Consider the following 16,686-nt stretch of genomic DNA (forward strand, 5'->3'; position numbering starts at 1 on the left):
TTTTTAAAAACTATAAAAACGTTTGTTTACTTTGTTTTTTTGCTTAGGTCCTTCGCAAAGGTTTTAGCTAATTTGGCATAGGATTCCGATATTCTGTAGCCAGAATCGAAATCGTAACCCATAGCTCCACTACCTTCGGCATTGGTATATTTTACCGAAAAGATAACAGTATCTGGATTGTCGTTTTTGTAAACAGAGATTACGGCATCAATTTTTGAAGGTCTTCTACTTACACCTACGTTGTATCCTGCAAAGATTAATGTGGTATGTACTTTCATGGTGTATTCTGCGTCACCTAAATCTTTATCCACTTTTATTTCACCATCATCAAAACGCTTGTTAAAAGACTCAATGAATTTAGGTTCATAACGGTTTTCCCTATCTGCAAACCAAGATTCTTTAAATTTCTCACCGGTTCCTGGCTCTTTTTCGTCACGTTTGGCCATTTTGTCTTTTAAGAAATCTTCTTCAGAATCGTATTTTGGAATTTCCAGGTTGGCGTAATCAAATACTAGGTTGTATTCAGTGATACCCTTTAAATTTTTCCAATCCCCTTCTTGAACTTTAGACTTTTGCGAAAACAATAGTGAGGTGGAAAACAATAATGCTAAAAATAATAACTTTTTCATGATAAGTTGGTTTTTAAATGATTTACTGGGCTAATATAAAGTAACTTCATATAAAATTACATACGAAGAGTTACGTATTTTCAGTAAAAAATTGTCCTAAACCGATTGTTTTTCCTTTTTCTTTAAATTGGTGAGCATTTCTGAGGTTATATCGTTCAATGAAAAACGATGTTTCCAGCTCCAGTCTTCCCTGGCACGAGAGTCGTCTATACTTTTTGGCCATGAGTCTGCTATTTTTTGTCTGAAGTCTGGTTTGTAAGTTACAGTAAATTCTGGCAGGTGTTTTTGTATGGACTCTGTAATTTCTTTTGGTGTAAAACTTACGGCAGATAGGTTATAGGATGATCTTATTTTAATGTCTTCCGGTTTGGCGTCCATAATATCTATGGTGGCTTTAATGGCGTCGTCCATAAACATCATTGGCAGTTGGGTGTTTTCAGATAAAAAACATTCGTAAGTGTTATCGGCTATCGCTTTATGGTAGATTTCAACAGCATAATCTGTAGTGCCTCCACCAGGTAAGGTTTTCCAGCTTATAATGCCTGGATAACGAATGCTTCTTACATCTACCCCATATTGGTTGTGGTAATACTCGCACCAACGTTCGCCAACTTGCTTGGTCATGCCATAAACCGTAGATGGCTCCATAATAGTATATTGTGGAGTGTTTTCTTTAGGGGTTGTGGGACCAAACACTGCAATACTGGAAGGCCAAAACAATTTTTTAATAAAGCCTTCTTTTGCTAAATTTAAAACATGAAATAGGGAATCCATGTTTAAATCCCATGCTTTCATTGGGTATTTTTCGCCAGTGGCACTTAACATGGCAGCCATTAAATACACCGTGTTGATTTTGTGTTTGTCTATACAAACCTTTACAGAGGTATAATCTTGAGCATCTAAAATCTCAAAAATTCCAGAGTTCACTATATCTAAATTATTGTAGCTTATGTCGCTGGCAATAACATTATCTTTTCCATGAATGCTTCTTAAGGTATGCGTTAGTTCTGATCCTATTTGTCCACATGCACCAATAATTAATATTTTAGGAGTCATTTCTTGTAAGTTTTTAAGGTCTTCAAAAATAACAAGATTTTTAATGTACTATTATAAAATTAACTTAAAAAACCATCATAATTATTAAACATGTGCTAAACCATAGCATATAAAAAACCGAAATCTATATATTTGCTATTCTATAAATGTTTAGTATGAAATTTATTATAAGTTTTTGTTTGTTGATCTGCTTGGTCTCTTGTGGCAAAAGTGTTGATGAGACTCCTAAAGTTGAACAGGAAAACACCTTGTCATCCCTTTCTAAACAGACCATCCAGAAATTTAATTACACGGAATATTTATTGGACCCCAAGGTTAAGAAAATTACAAACAATTGGGTTAAATATAATGAATTGGAAGGTGTTGTAATGAATTTAAAACAAGCTGATTTAACTTATTTCAAAGAAAATCATGAAATTTTGGAAGCCTTGATTACCGATTTAAAGCAAAGTCTTCCAGAAACCTTGAACTCTCCAGCTATTATGTCCAGATTGATTGCTTTGGAAACCAAATTATATAAACTGGAGAGTCTTGTAAATCTATCTAATGCCACACCAGAGAGCATCATGCCGGGCATTCAGGAAGTTTTGGTTTCTTTTTCAAATTTAAACCTGCAAATGAACAAAAAGATTGAAAGAGACTCCCAAAAAATCATAAAACCTTAAAAATGCTTGTATATCCTTAATTCTTAAGGTTATGTTAATGTTTATTCCGCGTATTTATATTACTGTTATTTATTGTTAAATTTCACCCTTAAAATTCAACCTTAACCCTATGAATAGAAAATTTTTAAAGCTATCCCTATACAGTGCAGTAGCTTTTACAGGCTTTGTAGCTTGTAAAAACGATGCAAATAAGGATGTGGCACAAGTAGAAACAGAACAGGTTCCTGGAATTAATTTAGATTACATGGATACCTCAGTAGCACCAAATCAGGATTTCTTCAATTATGTAAATGGAACTTGGTTAAAAACCAATGAAATTCCAGCCGATAGAACCAGATGGGGAAGCTTTGACGAACTTCGCAAAAAAACAGATGCAGATGCCTTGAACATTTTAAAATCTGCCATGTCTGAAAACAAAGACATGGAAAAAATAACCGTATTGCCTGGATCTGACCAAGAAAAAGCAGTAGAGTTTTTTCAAACCATTATGGATACGGTTTCCAGAGATAATCAAGGTATAGACCCTTTAAAGCCATATCTGGCCAAGATTGAAAACATAAAAAACATAGAAGACCTTCAAGCCTATTTAATAGAAATGGAACCTCAAGGAGGTGCCGGATTTTTTGGGTTTGGTGTTGGCTCCCACCCAAAAAACAGTAATTTAAATACAGCATACCTAGGAGGAGGTTCCTTAGGTTTAAGTAGGGATTATTATGTGGACCAAGACGAAGACACCAAAGAGAAAAGGGAATTGTACCGAGCTCATATAGCAAGAATGTTACAATACATTGGGGAAGATGAAGCCACTGCCAAAACAAAAGCTGATGAAATTTTGGATTTTGAAACCAAAATGGCAGAACCTAGAATGACAAAAGAAGAACGTAGAGACCCAAGAAAACGTTTTAACCCAAAATCCATTGAAGAGCTGAATAACATGACTTCTTCTATCGATTGGAAAGCTTATTTTAATGGCATAGGAGCCACAACCATAGACACTGTAATTGTAACAGATCCAGGGTATTTTAAAGCGTTGGATGCTATTTTTAAAGAAAACAATGTTCAGGTTTGGAAAGATTATTTAAACTGGACGCTTGTTAGAAGTGCAGCCAACCAGCTTACAACAGATATGGAAACTGCAAATTGGGAATTTTACAGTAGGGATTTAAGAGGTTCCAAAGAACAAAGACCCAGAGAAGAAAGAGCTTTAGGCACTTTAAACGCTACCATTGGTGAAGCCTTGGGTAAACTGTATGTGGATAAAATGTTCCCTCCAGAAGCCAAGGAGAAAGCAGAAAAAATGATACAAAATATCATGGTGGCTTTTGAAAACAGAATCCAGAACTTGGACTGGATGACCCCAGAAACCAAAGAAAAAGCTATAGAGAAACTTAACAAAATGACTGTTAAAATAGCTTACCCAGACAAATGGAAAGATTATTCTGAACTGGAAGTTAAAAGTGTTGAAGAAGGTGGATCATATTTTGAAAATTTAAATCATGTTTCTGAATGGAACTTTAAAGAGGATTTAAATAAATTAGGGAAACCAGTAGATAAAAGCGAATGGTTAATGGCACCACAAATTGTGAATGCTTACTTTATGCCTCCTTATAACGAAATTGTGTTTCCAGCTGCTATTTTACAACCTCCATTCTATAACTATCATGCAGATGAAGCTGTAAACTATGGTGGTATTGGAGCTGTCATTGGTCATGAAATATCTCATTGTTTCGATGATTCCGGTTCTCGATATGATGCTGATGGAAATTTAAACAACTGGTGGACAGAAGAGGATTTAGAGCAGTTTACAGCTCTTGGAGAAGAACTTTCTGCACAATATAGCAATGTAAACGCGCTTCCAGATGTAAAATTAAATGGCGATTTTACCTTAGGTGAAAACATTGGTGATTTAGGAGGGGTTAATGCAGCTTATGATGGCTTGCAGTTGTATTTAGCTGAAAACGGCAGGCCGGAAAATATTGATGGTTTTACTCCAGAACAGCGTTTCTTTATGAGCTGGGCTACGGTTTGGAGAACCAAATACACTGAGGATGCCTTAAGAAATCAAATAAAAACAGATACACATTCTCCAGGAATGTATCGTGCAGTAATGCCTCTACAAAACATAGATGCTTTTTATGAAGCATTCAATATTCAAGAGACAGATAACATGTATTTAGCTCCAGAAAAGCGAGTTAAAATATGGTAATTTAAAAGTGTTGATTAAAAAAAGCCAGCAATTAAGCTGGCTTTTTTATTTAGTATAGTAAATGTCAATCTTTTTTTGAAGGCTGAGGTTTTTGACCCAACAACGCATTTCTACTTACATAGGCCAAATTAAAATTAGGAGCCATGGTGAGCGCCTGTTCTAAATAGGTAACAGCTGTATCTATATTGGTTTCTTTGTCCTGATTGAAAACAATGAGCCCTTTTAAATACAAAAACCCAGCTTTTAATGGTACTTGATATGGTTGCTGAGACTCGTAGTAGGTTTTTTTCATGTTATCCTGTACATGCAACAACCCATATTCCACTTGTTTGGAAGCCTCTTCTAAATTTTGGTTTTGCAGGTATAATTCTGCCAATTCGTAGGCTAAAGTGACATTCTGTGTTCTTCTAAACAGCTCTTCAAATTGCTTAACTGCTAATTTTGGTTGATTTAAGGATTTTAATGAAACGGCTTTTATTTCAACAGCCATGTCCGAATCGTCAGCCATTAAATCAACTCCTATGGTATTCAACGCTTGAACAAATTTACCTTCATTCATATATAAATAAGCCAAAGTATCTTGTCTGGCAGCTGAAGGTGAAAGAATGTTTAAATGTGTCAAGCCATTAATAATCCCTTGCATGTCTCCTTGAGCTTTCATTTGTTTGTAGTAAGCTTCATAATGCTTTAACAATTCCTGATTGTTTTGGGCTTGCACATGGAAACTAAAAGCAATACCAACCAATAGAATAAGATTTTTCATAACATGTAATAATTTAATGTGCCAAAACTATAAAAATTTATGAGGTAATGTCTTAAAAACATGCTAATTATTTCCAACGGACTTAATCAAAACGTATGGTTTTCTTTAGCATCACAGCATCGTTTAAGATAAAAGGTTTAGGGGTCAAGTCTTTTGGGCGTTCAGGAACATCAAACAATGGGTTGTGAAGCATGTTAAACGAAGATTCGTAATACCTAAGGGTGGTTTGTTGGTTTTTGGGCACTGAAAACTCCAATTCCAAAAAGGTGTCGTCCACCACATAATATTCAAAAAGCCTATTAAAATCCCTATTTGCAAACACTAAACCATTTTTGTCTTTTTCAATTTCAAGACCATTGATGTTAAAAGACCCAAACACATTTGTGGAATCGGCATAGATGTCCATTCTGTTAACCAGTCGTTGAGGTGAAATAAACAATTTGAGATGTCTGTATTCACCAATTATGGTATCTTTTTTTACATCAACATACGGTTGTTTTATGGGTTTTATATTGGCCTTTTTACTATAGCTAAATGGCGTGTTGTATTTACTGCCAAAAGTTGTTTTTGTTATGGCATGTTTGCTGTCTGGAGTATTGGTTAGGTAGGTTTCGGTCCAGGGACCCAATATGTTGTCATAGGTTGCCCAAACAGCTTCATTGTTATCTAAATCTAAATAGTAAACAAGGCTGTTGGGTTTGGGATGTTCATTGTTAAAACTGGAATTTAAATGTGCTGAAATAAACACGCAGATGGTTATTAAAAACAGGGCATAAGACCATCTGTTTTTATGTCTAAAGAAACCAAAAACAGGTATAAGCAAACCAAAAATCAAGGTCACCAAAACCGTAGAAGCCATTAAAAGCTTTAAGCCCAAACCTACTGGAAACATTTGTACAAAAGGCGACATGATGGTTAATACCGGAAACGCCAAGAATGTCATTAATATCAGGTTTGGTTGTTTTTGCCTAACCAATACAAAAAGACTAACTAAAGCAAAAAACACAGGAATGATAAAAAAACTGGCACCTTGAAGTTGCCAAGCAACAAAAGCGCAAATAATGAGCCATAAAAATATGGGGCCAATCAGTAAACTGGCTGTATTTTCAGGGTTGTAAACTTTATGGTATCCCCAAAAACAAATAGCGATTGCCAACAAGGAAAATGCCCAAATATAGGTATGTCCATTGTAAGTAAATCCGTGAAGCATTTCGGTGTATTGTGGATATACAGACACTAAAAATTTCCATCCAAAAAAACCAAGAAGACCATTGATTATCAAAACAGCAAGAAACATAAGAGTCCCTTTGCCTATTTGTTTGGCATTAAGGGTTCTTTTGCTTATGCCATAAAAAACAAGCATTATAAAAATTAATAAGGCTAGAATTAACAAGGGCACAATCCATGTAAAAGGATAACTAACTGTCTTAAAAAGAGGTACGTTAAAATAAACATCATCGGTTTCGCTTTTTAAATTATTTAAATTGGCATCAGCAAAATAATGTAATAAAGGCATCAAATAACTGCCTTGGTGTTCCAAGGTGTTTCTGTCCAACCTTTCGTAAGTATCCAACGCTGTGTGGTAATCGAAATGGTCGTCAATAAAAGCAAAATTAAAACCATCAATATTTCCTTCTTCCCTAAATCTGGTTAAATCGGTATCGTTGGGCAGTTTTTTATATACGCTATAGGCCAGGGAGTTTGCAACAGGATATTCAGGATGTGCTTCTTTAAAACTGGAAATTAAATTTTTGTTGCCTCCATTGGTTTCCATAAGCATGTAGCTAGGGCCACCACTTCCTCGAGCCTCAAAATTTAACACTAAACCAACATCCTTTGCCCAAGGATGGTTTTTTACAAACAGCGATGCGCCATTTAAACCCAACTCTTCAGCATCGGAAAACATGACAATGATATCGTTTTTATGACTTTTACCCTCACTTAAAAAAGCTCTTAAACCTTCCAAAATAGTCACCACTCCAGAGCCAGCATCACTGGCTCCCAATGAGGCATGAGACTTGCTGTCGTAATGCGAAAGTAGTAAAAGGGCTTTGGAATTATCAGTGCCTTTTATTCTGGCAAGTATGTTTTTTGGTTTGGTAATCGTTCCCCAATCTGTTAAAACATAGCCTTCTTGAATTTGGGTTTCCAAACCTAAATTCCCTAAAGCGTTTACAAGATAATCTTTCACCCTTTCATGGTCTGGACTTCCAACATAATGTGGGTTTTTGGAAATTTCTTTTAGGTGAAGTAAGGCTCGCTGTGTAGAAAATGCATTGTCTGGTGCATCGATAGTGGATATGTTACTTGGCAACAAAGCAAAAAAACTCCAATAAACAGCAACTATAATTAAGATAATGGAAACACCTTTTTTAAACATGACTTTATGGGATTGGTTTGTTTTATAAAAATAGAAAAATTATCCCACAAAAGCTTGGTTAGGATAACTCGTTATTATTGAGTATATTTAAGTTTCAATTAAAAACAACAATCATGGCAATCAAGAGTTTTCAAGGCGCTAGAAAGCAACAACAAAATACATCAGAAGAGATTCCTTTCAAGGTTCGCGATGTGATGTGCAAAGATCTTATCACTTTTAAACCAGAACAATCTGTGGAAGAAGTTATAGATACGCTAATTAGAAATAAAATTTCGGGAGGACCAGTTGTAAATGATAAAAATGAATTGGTAGGGATTATTTCTGAAGGAGACTGTTTAAAACAAATAAGCGAAAGTAGATATTACAACATGCCCATGGAAAATGACAATGTGGAAAAACGCATGATAAAAGACGTGGAAACCATTGATGGTAATATGAATGTATTGGATGCTGCCAACAAATTTCTGGAATCCAGAAGAAGACGCTTTCCAATAGTTGAAGACGGGAAATTAATAGGGCAGATTAGTCAGAAAGACATCCTAAAAGTGGCTATGGAACTAAAAGGGCATACCTGGAAGTAACTACGTATTGTCTACATTAAAATAACCACCTTTGTTTTCTTTTCTGTTTAAAGATTGCCCAATGATTAAATGGGCTACATTCACCATGTTTCGCAATTCGCAAAGTGTGGTGGATATTTTAGAAGTTTTGTAAAGCTCTTCCACTTCGTTATATATCATGTCCAAGTGCGTGATGGCTTTGTTTAAACGGTCGTTGCTTCTAACAATTCCCACATAATCACGCATTAAAGCCTGAAGTTCTTTTAAGTTGTGTTTTATCAATACATGTTCTTTGGGCATGCTTGTACCTTCGTCGTTCCAATCAGGAAGAAACTTTTGTATATCCAACACCTCATGTTTGCAAAGATATTTGTAAATGTTATGCGCATACACCAAGGCTTCCAAAAGGGAATTGGAAGCCAATCTATTGGCGCCATGAAGTCCTGTTCTGGTACATTCACCACAAGCAAATAGGTTATTTATGGAAGTTTTCCCGTGTGAATCAACCACAATGCCTCCACAGAGATAATGTGATGCCGGAACCACAGGAATCCAATCTTTCGAAATATCTATATGATGTTCCAAACAGGTTTTATAAATATTGGGAAAATGGTCCCTAAAGGATTTTAAATCCAAGTGGGTACAATCTAAAAACACACAAGGGTCACCAGATTTTTTTAGTTCGGTATCAATACTTTGCGAGACAATATCCCTTGAGGCCAATTCAGCACGTTTATCGTAATTGGGCATAAACCTAGTGCCATCTTTGGTGCGCAAATAAGCGCCAAAACCTCTCACTGCTTCCGAAATTAAAAAAGCAGAACCTTCTTGATTGGTGTATAAAGCCGTGGGATGAAACTGAACAAATTCCATATCCTTAATTCTAGCTTTAGCTCTATATGCCATGGCTATACCATCTCCTGTGGCAATGGCTGGATTGGTTGTGTGACCATAAACCTTGCCAATGCCACCTGCAGCCAAAACCGTGCAATTTGATTGTAACGTAAGGACCTTTCCGGTTTTCTGATTTAATACATAAGCACCATAACAACTAATGTTTTCCGAAACTTGTTTTAATTGATGTTCTGTAATTAAATCAATAGCAAAATGATGTGGCAACAAGCTAATATTTTTAAGTTGGTGCACTCTGGCCAATAACGCGCGTTCTATTTCGTAACCAGTGATATCTTTATGGTGCACCACCCGAAATTGGCTATGTCCTCCTTCTTTTCCCAAATCGAGATTTCCGGTTTGGTCCAAATCAAACTGAGCTCCCCAAGCCATAAGTTCCTTTAACCGTTTGGGACCTTCAGTAATAACCATGTTTACAACGTCTATGTCACATAAACCATCTCCAGCAATCAAGGTGTCTTGAATGTGTTTTTGAAAGGAATCTGTTTTTTCATCAAGAACAACAGCCACGCCACCTTGTGCATATTTGGTGTTGGATTCGTCTTCATTACCTTTGGTTACTATGGTAATCTGTTTTTCAGGAAAAGCTTCAGCATGTTTTACAGCCAAGGTCAAACCTGCAACGCCAGAACCAATAATGAGTAATTGGGTTTTCATTTGTTTATTTAGAAAGTTCAAGCATGCGTTCAATAGGGAGCAATGCTTTTTTTCTTATAGGTTCAGGTACATCTATCTGAGGGCTTTCATTTAATAAACAATCGTATAATTTTTGAAGGGTATTTACCTTCATAAACGCACATTCACTACAAGCACAGGTGTTGTCCTCTTCGGCTGGAGCAGGAATTAAAAGGGTGTTTGGCACTTCTTGTTGCATTTTATGCAAGATGCCAGCTTCTGTGGCAACAATAAATTTTTCCTGTGGATGTGTTTTTACATAATTTATCATACCAGCTGTAGAACCAATATAATTTGCTGCATCGAGAATATGTGCTTCAGATTCTGGATGTGCAATAATTTTAGAGCCAGGATGTTCTTTGTATAATTTTAAAAGTTTATCTATTGAAAACGCTTCATGCACAATACAAGAGCCATCCCATAGCACTAAATCCCGACCAGACACTTTGCTGATATAATGACCTAAGTTTTTATCTGGAGCAAAGATGATGGGGATTTCCTTTGGTACAGATTCCACAATCTTTAAAGCGTTGGATGATGTACAAACAATATCGCTCATGGCTTTAATTTCTGCCGAACAATTGATATAAGTAATCACCAAATGGTCTGGATGCTGTTCCTTAAAAGCTTTAAAAGCTTCTGGAGGACAGGAGTCAGCCAAAGAGCACCCAGCATTTAAATCGGGTAAAACAACTGTTTTGTCAGGGTTTAAAATTTTAGCCGTTTCAGCCATAAAATGCACACCTGCAAAAACAATGATATCAGCATCTGTTTCTGCAGCTTTTTGCGACAAGCCCAAGCTATCTCCAACATAATCAGCAACATCCTGTATTTCCGGCACTTGGTAATAATGTGCTAAAATAACGGCGTTCTTTTCTTTTTTTAAACGAAGGATTTCTTTTTTTAAGTCCAAAACTTTTAGATAATTACGGTTTTTACAAGCCACAAATTTATTGGTAACCTGCCTTTTAAATTATGATATAAATCATAAACAAAGATAATGTTAATTGAAATAGGATAAAAACATCTTTTTTATATCTTTGAAAAAAAATACTGTGTTATCAAATGCGTGTCAATATGCTATAAGATCCATTCTTTATTTAGGAATGTGTTCCGATGAAAAGCATAAAATAGGAGTGAAGATTATTTCAGGAGAATTAGAAGCACCTCAACCTTTTTTGGCTAAATTACTGCAACAATTAAATAAAAATGGTTTGGTTACTTCTACAAAAGGACCTTATGGTGGGTTTTATTTAAGCGAAGAAAACAAAACCAAAACCGTTTGGGATATTGTTCTTGTAATTGATGGTAATGAAAGGTTCAGTCAGTGCTTTTTGGGACTTTCTAAATGTGGCGACAGCAATCCCTGTCCTGTGCATTTTACGGTTTCGGCATTCAAGGACAAATTGTTCAAGGATTTTAAGGACAAAAGCATTGCAGAGTTTGTGGAAGAAATAAAGGTTAAAGGGAGGTATATTTCGTTAAAATCTTTTGATGTCTTAAAAACAGATTCAAAGCCTAAGACCATTGATTAGCTTTCTTAATATAGGTAAACCAATAAACACCATACTTGTGGTGAGTGTTATTCCAAACACGAAAAAAGCCATATAGACCCAGAACAAACTCTCTTGCATGTTTGAAAAAGAGGTGTCGTTTCCTGCGTACATCCAATGACTTCTTCTGGCACCAGCTACCAATAAAGCCATAAAGAACAAAAAGAGTGAGATATTAAATCCCAAAAGACTTCTTTTTATAGAAGTTTCTTCTTTCTTGGTAAAAGCAGATATCCTAGAAACTATAAATAAAAGCGAAGCAAATAAAATGCTTGTGTTAATACCAATGGTTGTTCCCATGGAGTGCGCTACTGTAATATGTGTGCCATGGGTAAAGAAATTTATGGCTGGAATGGAGAAAAGCAATGCAATGATTAAATTGACGAATATCCAGAAGTCTGTTGTCACTAAAAATCTATAAGCCAAAGGGTAACTGTCTTTTTCTGTCTTGGTTAGGCTGCGTCTCCATTCGTAAATCATATATCCCAAAACAATCCATTCGGTCATGCTTACGCCATAAGCCACATAACGAATCCATGGTAATGTAGGAACAATATAGGTATGATGTGCCCAACCAAACATGAGATTTGTTAAGCCCAGAAAATAGAAGAAGAAAGCCAGTTTACCCCTTCCAATGGCATGGTCTCCTTTTATTTTGGCCATCACGTAAATAGAAATTCCATAAACCAACATATTCCAAGAGCCAACAAAAGAACCATAAGATTTCCACTGAACCGTTAAATCTTTTATAACATGCTCCCTAAAATATGGCATTAACCACAAATGAGCTTCGGTTAAATGAATCATCATAAAAACAATTCCAGTTCCCCACATCCAATAATAAACAGGCCAGTTTTTAACCTGTTTCAGCATGGTTTTAAAATAGTTAATCCCAAAAAGAAGCCAACCAAACAAAATGGGAATGGTTAAAATTGGGGTAAAAGCCAAGTATTCCCTGCCTTCCATTTTCCCGAAGAAATAAGACAGGTAGATGCCAATTCCTGTAATAAGAAATACAATGAAATGAGTTTTCATTAATTTATCTGAAAATAATTTGAACTTTTCAACTTGGCTCAAGTAAAAATAAATACTTCCAGTAGCACAAAGCACTATCCAGGTAATCACTGTTGTTACATGAAACGGTCTCATTTTATGAAACGGTAAAAGGTCCTTTAAGAACTCAGGAATGAGATACTGTAAGGCAGCCAAAAGCCCAAAAGCAACACCCATTAACAAAGCTAAAAGAGCTGTAATTAAAAAAAGGGTACTGGTTTTATTTTTCATTTTTATACTCTAATTCAATCCAACCACTCGGTTTAAATATAGCATGGTAGTTTGGATAATATCCAGTGCTATCCACAAATTTTAAATAACTAACCAAAGCTTCTTTTTCGCTTTCAGAAAAGTTGAATTTTGGCATTGTTTTTACACCGCTGTTTAAAAAGGCTTTAATGTATTGAGGGCCTTTATTTTTTGCACTGTACACATTGGTTAAATCTGGACCCAAATAGCCTCCCAAACCATAGGTTTGATGGCAAGACCAACAATTGTTTTCCTGCCATAAACGCTGCCCGTGAAGTGCTTGTTCCGTTAATATTACTGGATTTGCGTTTTCTTTAGAGGTGTAAACAAATCCATTGTAAACAACAAAAAGAATGAGCAAGATGCTTATAATGGCAATATTGTATTTGGTCTTTTCGGTCATATTAAATTATTAAAACCAAACCAATAAAAATGGTTAAGAATGCAATTAACAAGGCTTTCCAGAACGTATTGGCATGACGTAATTCCATAAAATAAAAAGCAACTGCCAAAAATTTAAAAGCAGCTAAAACCATAATGATTGTGGCAGCATTTTCCAAATGTGAATTTGCAACAACAGCCGATAAAACGGTTAATGCAATTAACAATATCAAAACATAAAAAAAAGGGTTCTGTTTCATCTTAAAACACTAAATAAATTACAGGGAACAACAACAGCCAAATAAGGTCACACATATGCCAAAAAGTGGCACTGGCTTCCACATCTTCCATAATGAGTTTTTCGGGGTTTTTATTCATGGTCCTAAAAACAGAAGCTAAAATCACCAGTCCAACCAAAACATGAATCACGTGAAATAGCGTTAACATCCAATAAAAGGAAAAGAAGGTGTTGTAGCCCATGGTTAGTCCAGCTTCAATTTTATCAAAGTATTCTACGGTCTTCAAGCCTAAAAACAACAACCCTCCAAGCATGGTCAGTTTTAAGTATGTTTTTGATTTTGATAGGTTGTTTGTTTTTAAAGCAGTAACTGTAAGAGCCATAAAAAAGCCACTAACCAATAAAAACAAAGTATTTATGGCACCAAAGGTAGTGTTTAACTGCAACCTGGACTCATGGAAAATGCTGGCTTCGTCTTTGCTGTATAATGCCATGGCCACCAAAACGGCTCCAAAGGTGAACAATTCCAAATACACTATAATCCACATTAAAATACCACCTGGTGGATAATAAAGTGATGCTTTTGTAGTAACTTGACTCATAATCTCAATGCTAATCCCAATCTAACAATCTTTTTTGTCCTTCTAGTTTTTGGATTTCTGTAATGTCTTGAGACATTTCTATAACCCCTTTATAGGTTTTGTTTTTGTCCCTTATGGCAAAATATCTAATATGGATGATTCGCCCTTTAAAGTTGAACCAAAACTCGGCAGAGTCCTTATTTCCTGCTTTAAATTCCTCTAAAATCCTTAAAACCATGTCCACACTTTTTGGTGGATGGCAAAAACGTACTTCTCTTCCAATAATCCCTTTGCTTCTTGCAAACACTCGGTCTTCTCCACGATTGTAAAAAATTACTTTGTCGTTTTCATCTACATAAGTAATGTCTACAGGTAAAAACCTCAATAATAAATTTACCTGTTCGGGAGTCATGTAACCTTCGTCGTAATGAAAAGTGTTTTCTATAGAAAATCTTTGTGTGCGATCTGTTAGGTCTTCACTTGGATGTATATATTTTGAATCTTTATTTGGAAAAGGCGCAGGCTTTTCTTTAAGCATCCAACCAATTTCCTCGTCTCCTTCATAAAATTCCTCCCAATCTTCTTTGGTTAGCAAACGCATGGCGTTGGGAAACAATTTTTGATCCTCAATAAGCATTAATCGTTTTATACCTTCCAATAAATAAGGAAGGTTTTCAGTGATTTTTTCCACATCTTTTGTTTCGTTGTGTTTGTGCAGCAGTTTAATTTGCTCTCTTAATACATCATGAAAAGACCACATACCTTGACTTGGCCCATTCCAATGATGTTTTTCTAAATACGGAAAAAGCTGATTTTCTTTTCGTTTGAAGCGCTTTTCAATTGTGGTGAGTTGATTGAAAATATTAAAGTATTTTTGAAAATCTTCTGATACTTTCACATCGTATAATTCTAAAATCAAGTCCTGAATCAACGCGCTTTCTTGATAATATACCTGCAAAGGATGTCCTTGTTCCAACTTTTCTACTTCGGGTAAGTATGAATTCATGTTTAACTTTGATGCTTTATTTTTTCGTAGAGTTTCACTAACGATTGTAACAACTCTACAGGTGTTGTTAATATTTGATAATGGTTTTGCCCAAACATTTGTGGCAAATAATATTTTGCTTGTGCTTCAATAGCCAAAGCATAAGAATTGATGTTTCGCTGATTTAATTCACGAAGCGCCTGCTTCACATCGTTGATGCCGTATTTGCCCTCGTATTTATCGTAATCGTTGGGTTTTCCGTCTGAGATTAAAATAACCCATTTGTTTTTTGTGTCCCTTGAGTCCAACAAAGCGCCCGAATGACGTAAAGCAGCACCAATCCTGGTGTAGCCACTAGGTTCCACAGCGCCAATTTTGTGTTTGGCCTTATCCCAAGTGTCGTCAAACCCTTTTAGGGAGAGATAGGTGGCGTAATTTCTGGTTTTGGAATAAAAGCTTTGAATGGAGAAATCAACATTGAATTCATTAAGGATTTCACCAAAAATAATGGATACTTGTTTTTCAACATCAATAACTTTATTGCCTCCAGCATAACCATCACTGGACAGACTGACATCCAATAGTATTAAAATGGAAAGGTCTTTGTCTTTTTTACGTTTGGACAGGTATATTTTTTCTGAAGGTGTGTGTCTGGAATGGACATCTACATACAAATCTGTGATGGCATCCAGATCAAAATCCTCACCTTGGGTTTGCCTGCGTTGTTGTTGGTATTTGTTGTTAACCGACGTTAACATTTTACGCAATCCTGTTAAGGTTGAAGCATTTTTTTGAAGTGTTTTTTTATAATATGCAGTATCTGTTTCCTGTTGTATTTTGGGATAGACCTTGCAAAATTTTGGTTTGTACTCCCTTTTGGAAAAATCCCATTCGTCGTAAGCAATATGTGGAGCTTCGGTATTTAGTTCGGTACTTTCGGAAATGGTAGTGTTTTCAATAAATTCTGCTTGATAAATGGAATGTGTTGGGTCGTCTACCCTAACGGTATGTTTCATGTTAAGGTCTTCCAAGGCATTGGCATGATCATCCAGATCGTCGTCGCCATCAAAATCCCTCCAGCCACCTTCCCATTCTTCGGCAGTTTCAATTTTTTCAAAATTATGTGTCATCACATAATCTTCCTGTTGTTTTTTATCAATTTCCAAAGAGGTGATTTCCTCTACGGCATTGGCTTTTAAAATGGTATTTATTTCCTGGTCTATGGCTTGTTTTACTTGTTCTGAGATGTTGTTTAAAACGGCTTTTTTTAAGATTTTAGGATCGTTTTTCATCCATTTACCATAAATAAAGCTTAAGTCTTCAGGCTTTTTGTCTGTTGCCATTTTAAAATAATGGGAAATAAGTTCCTGATGGATATGTTTGGTAATGGGGAATTGGTTAAACATGTCATTTAAGACCAACGTGGATGTTTCTTGGGCTTTTTCCCGAGCATGTTCTAAGGTAAACTCTTCTTCAGCAGTAAAGTTTAAGTCCAAGTTTTTTTGAACAGATAGGTATACTATCCTAAAAATATAGAACTTGGTATTTTGTTCCAAGGTTTGAAACTCGGCATATCGAGAGGGCAGAAAAAAACTGTTGTTTTTATAGCCACCTTCACGTTCGGCTTCAAAAATTTCAATGGCTTCACCGGTTATGGCTCTGGAAAAAATGGTAAGTCGCTGTTTGATATCGTTTAATTTTACAGCATGTTCCAGTGTTTCCTGAGCTTGCTTTTTACGTCGCTTTAAGAAATTAACTACTTTGGAATAGATGAATTCATCTGGTTCAAACATGATTTTT

General features: G+C 35.7%; 16 protein-coding genes. 4 read left to right on the forward strand and 12 right to left on the reverse strand.

The features are described from left to right. Positions 1 to 26 precede the first annotated feature (26 nt). Both D778_RS02925 and D778_RS02930 read right to left on the reverse strand, forming a co-directional pair. Positions 27 to 629 (reverse strand): hypothetical protein, encoded by a 603-nt coding sequence (locus D778_RS02925; RefSeq protein ID WP_007647501.1) that lies wholly within the window; start codon positions 627 to 629, stop codon positions 27 to 29. A gap of 96 nt (positions 630 to 725) precedes the next feature. Next, positions 726 to 1,685 (reverse strand): NAD-dependent epimerase/dehydratase family protein, encoded by a 960-nt coding sequence (locus D778_RS02930; protein ID WP_007647502.1) that lies wholly within the window; start codon positions 1,683 to 1,685, stop codon positions 726 to 728. Between the two features lie 155 nt (positions 1,686 to 1,840). On the opposite strand from D778_RS02930, the gene D778_RS02935 reads away from it, so the two are divergent. Next, positions 1,841 to 2,350, forward strand: a complete 510-nt coding sequence (locus tag D778_RS02935; protein ID WP_007647503.1) for a hypothetical protein — start codon at positions 1,841 to 1,843, stop codon at positions 2,348 to 2,350. Between the two features lie 109 nt (positions 2,351 to 2,459). Beyond that, positions 2,460 to 4,556, forward strand: coding sequence for a M13 family metallopeptidase (locus tag D778_RS02940; protein WP_007647506.1), 2,097 nt, complete (start codon positions 2,460 to 2,462; stop codon positions 4,554 to 4,556). A gap of 64 nt (positions 4,557 to 4,620) precedes the next feature. Here the strand turns inward: D778_RS02940 and D778_RS02945 are convergent, their stop codons facing one another. After that, positions 4,621 to 5,319 (reverse strand): tetratricopeptide repeat protein, encoded by a 699-nt coding sequence (locus tag D778_RS02945; RefSeq protein WP_007647512.1) that lies wholly within the window; start codon positions 5,317 to 5,319, stop codon positions 4,621 to 4,623. Between the two features lie 82 nt (positions 5,320 to 5,401). Further along, entirely contained in the window at positions 5,402 to 7,699 is a 2,298-nt protein-coding gene (locus tag D778_RS02950; RefSeq protein WP_007647514.1) for a M28 family peptidase, read from the reverse strand. Positions 7,700 to 7,812: 113 nt separating this feature from the next. Between D778_RS02950 and D778_RS02955 the strand changes: the two genes are divergently transcribed. Then, positions 7,813 to 8,280: a CBS domain-containing protein gene (locus D778_RS02955; RefSeq protein WP_007647515.1), complete on the forward strand. Its 468-nt coding sequence runs from the start codon at positions 7,813 to 7,815 to the stop codon at positions 8,278 to 8,280. On the opposite strand, the gene nadB is transcribed toward D778_RS02955, so the two are convergent. Then, positions 8,281 to 9,828, reverse strand: coding sequence for an L-aspartate oxidase (gene nadB / locus D778_RS02960; protein ID WP_007647516.1), 1,548 nt, complete (start codon positions 9,826 to 9,828; stop codon positions 8,281 to 8,283). Between the two features lie 4 nt (positions 9,829 to 9,832). Then, on the reverse strand, positions 9,833 to 10,759 hold the full coding sequence (gene nadA / locus D778_RS02965; protein ID WP_155949862.1) for a quinolinate synthase NadA: 927 nt from the start codon (positions 10,757 to 10,759) through the stop codon (positions 9,833 to 9,835). A 127-nt stretch (positions 10,760 to 10,886) separates the two neighbouring features. Between nadA and D778_RS02970 the strand changes: the two genes are divergently transcribed. Then, on the forward strand, positions 10,887 to 11,381 hold the full coding sequence (locus tag D778_RS02970) for an RrF2 family transcriptional regulator (RefSeq protein WP_238307553.1): 495 nt from the start codon (positions 10,887 to 10,889) through the stop codon (positions 11,379 to 11,381). Here D778_RS02970 and D778_RS02975 read toward each other — a convergent pair. Genes D778_RS02975 through D778_RS03000 form a run of 6 tightly spaced genes read right to left on the reverse strand, consistent with a single transcriptional unit; the run spans position 11,358 to position 16,679 of the window. Continuing rightward, the gene (locus D778_RS02975) at positions 11,358 to 12,683 is read right to left on the reverse strand and encodes a cbb3-type cytochrome c oxidase subunit I (RefSeq protein WP_007647519.1); all 1,326 of its coding nucleotides are present in this window, start codon (positions 12,681 to 12,683) and stop codon (positions 11,358 to 11,360) included. The genes D778_RS02970 and D778_RS02975 overlap by 24 nt on opposite strands. Further along, positions 12,673 to 13,104 carry a c-type cytochrome gene (locus D778_RS02980; protein WP_007647521.1) on the reverse strand — a complete coding sequence of 144 codons (432 nt, stop codon included), beginning with the start codon at positions 13,102 to 13,104 and terminating at the stop codon, positions 12,673 to 12,675. Before D778_RS02980 ends, D778_RS02975 begins: the two co-directional genes overlap by 11 nt. Position 13,105: 1 nt before the next feature. Further along, complete coding sequence (locus tag D778_RS02985; protein ID WP_040491290.1) at positions 13,106 to 13,342, reverse strand: cytochrome C oxidase subunit IV family protein; 237 nt, start codon at positions 13,340 to 13,342, stop codon at positions 13,106 to 13,108. A 1-nt stretch (position 13,343) separates the two neighbouring features. Continuing rightward, a complete protein-coding gene (locus D778_RS02990; protein WP_007647530.1) occupies positions 13,344 to 13,922 on the reverse strand; it encodes a cytochrome c oxidase subunit 3 in 579 nt (192 codons plus the stop codon). Positions 13,923 to 13,932: 10 nt separating this feature from the next. After that, positions 13,933 to 14,907, reverse strand: coding sequence for a DUF438 domain-containing protein (locus tag D778_RS02995; RefSeq protein ID WP_040491292.1), 975 nt, complete (start codon positions 14,905 to 14,907; stop codon positions 13,933 to 13,935). Positions 14,908 to 14,909: 2 nt separating this feature from the next. Then, complete coding sequence (locus tag D778_RS03000) at positions 14,910 to 16,679, reverse strand: nitric oxide reductase activation protein NorD (protein WP_007647534.1); 1,770 nt, start codon at positions 16,677 to 16,679, stop codon at positions 14,910 to 14,912. Positions 16,680 to 16,686 lie beyond the last annotated feature (7 nt).

It is taken from the genome of Xanthomarina gelatinilytica (assembly GCF_000348685.1).
Lineage (GTDB): Bacteria > Bacteroidota > Bacteroidia > Flavobacteriales > Flavobacteriaceae > Xanthomarina > Xanthomarina gelatinilytica.

Excerpts from the sequence above, each read along its gene's own strand:
- D778_RS02955 (WP_007647515.1), top strand. The coding sequence starts at position 7,813 with ATGGCAATCAAGAGTTTTCAAGGCGCTAGAAAGCAACAACAAAATACA.
- D778_RS02925 (WP_007647501.1), bottom strand. The coding sequence starts at position 629 with ATGAAAAAGTTATTATTTTTAGCATTATTGTTTTCCACCTCACTATTG.
- D778_RS02930 (WP_007647502.1), bottom strand. The coding sequence starts at position 1,685 with ATGACTCCTAAAATATTAATTATTGGTGCATGTGGACAAATAGGATCA.
- D778_RS03000 (WP_007647534.1), bottom strand. The coding sequence starts at position 16,679 with ATGTTTGAACCAGATGAATTCATCTATTCCAAAGTAGTTAATTTCTTA.
- D778_RS02995 (WP_040491292.1), bottom strand. The coding sequence starts at position 14,907 with ATGAATTCATACTTACCCGAAGTAGAAAAGTTGGAACAAGGACATCCT.
- D778_RS02940 (WP_007647506.1), top strand. The coding sequence starts at position 2,460 with ATGAATAGAAAATTTTTAAAGCTATCCCTATACAGTGCAGTAGCTTTT.
- D778_RS02990 (WP_007647530.1), bottom strand. The coding sequence starts at position 13,922 with ATGAGTCAAGTTACTACAAAAGCATCACTTTATTATCCACCAGGTGGT.
- D778_RS02980 (WP_007647521.1), bottom strand. The coding sequence starts at position 13,104 with ATGACCGAAAAGACCAAATACAATATTGCCATTATAAGCATCTTGCTC.
- D778_RS02935 (WP_007647503.1), top strand. The coding sequence starts at position 1,841 with ATGAAATTTATTATAAGTTTTTGTTTGTTGATCTGCTTGGTCTCTTGT.
- D778_RS02950 (WP_007647514.1), bottom strand. The coding sequence starts at position 7,699 with ATGTTTAAAAAAGGTGTTTCCATTATCTTAATTATAGTTGCTGTTTAT.
- D778_RS02945 (WP_007647512.1), bottom strand. The coding sequence starts at position 5,319 with ATGAAAAATCTTATTCTATTGGTTGGTATTGCTTTTAGTTTCCATGTG.
- nadB (WP_007647516.1), bottom strand. The coding sequence starts at position 9,828 with ATGAAAACCCAATTACTCATTATTGGTTCTGGCGTTGCAGGTTTGACC.
- D778_RS02985 (WP_040491290.1), bottom strand. The coding sequence starts at position 13,342 with ATGAAACAGAACCCTTTTTTTTATGTTTTGATATTGTTAATTGCATTA.
- D778_RS02975 (WP_007647519.1), bottom strand. The coding sequence starts at position 12,683 with ATGAAAAATAAAACCAGTACCCTTTTTTTAATTACAGCTCTTTTAGCT.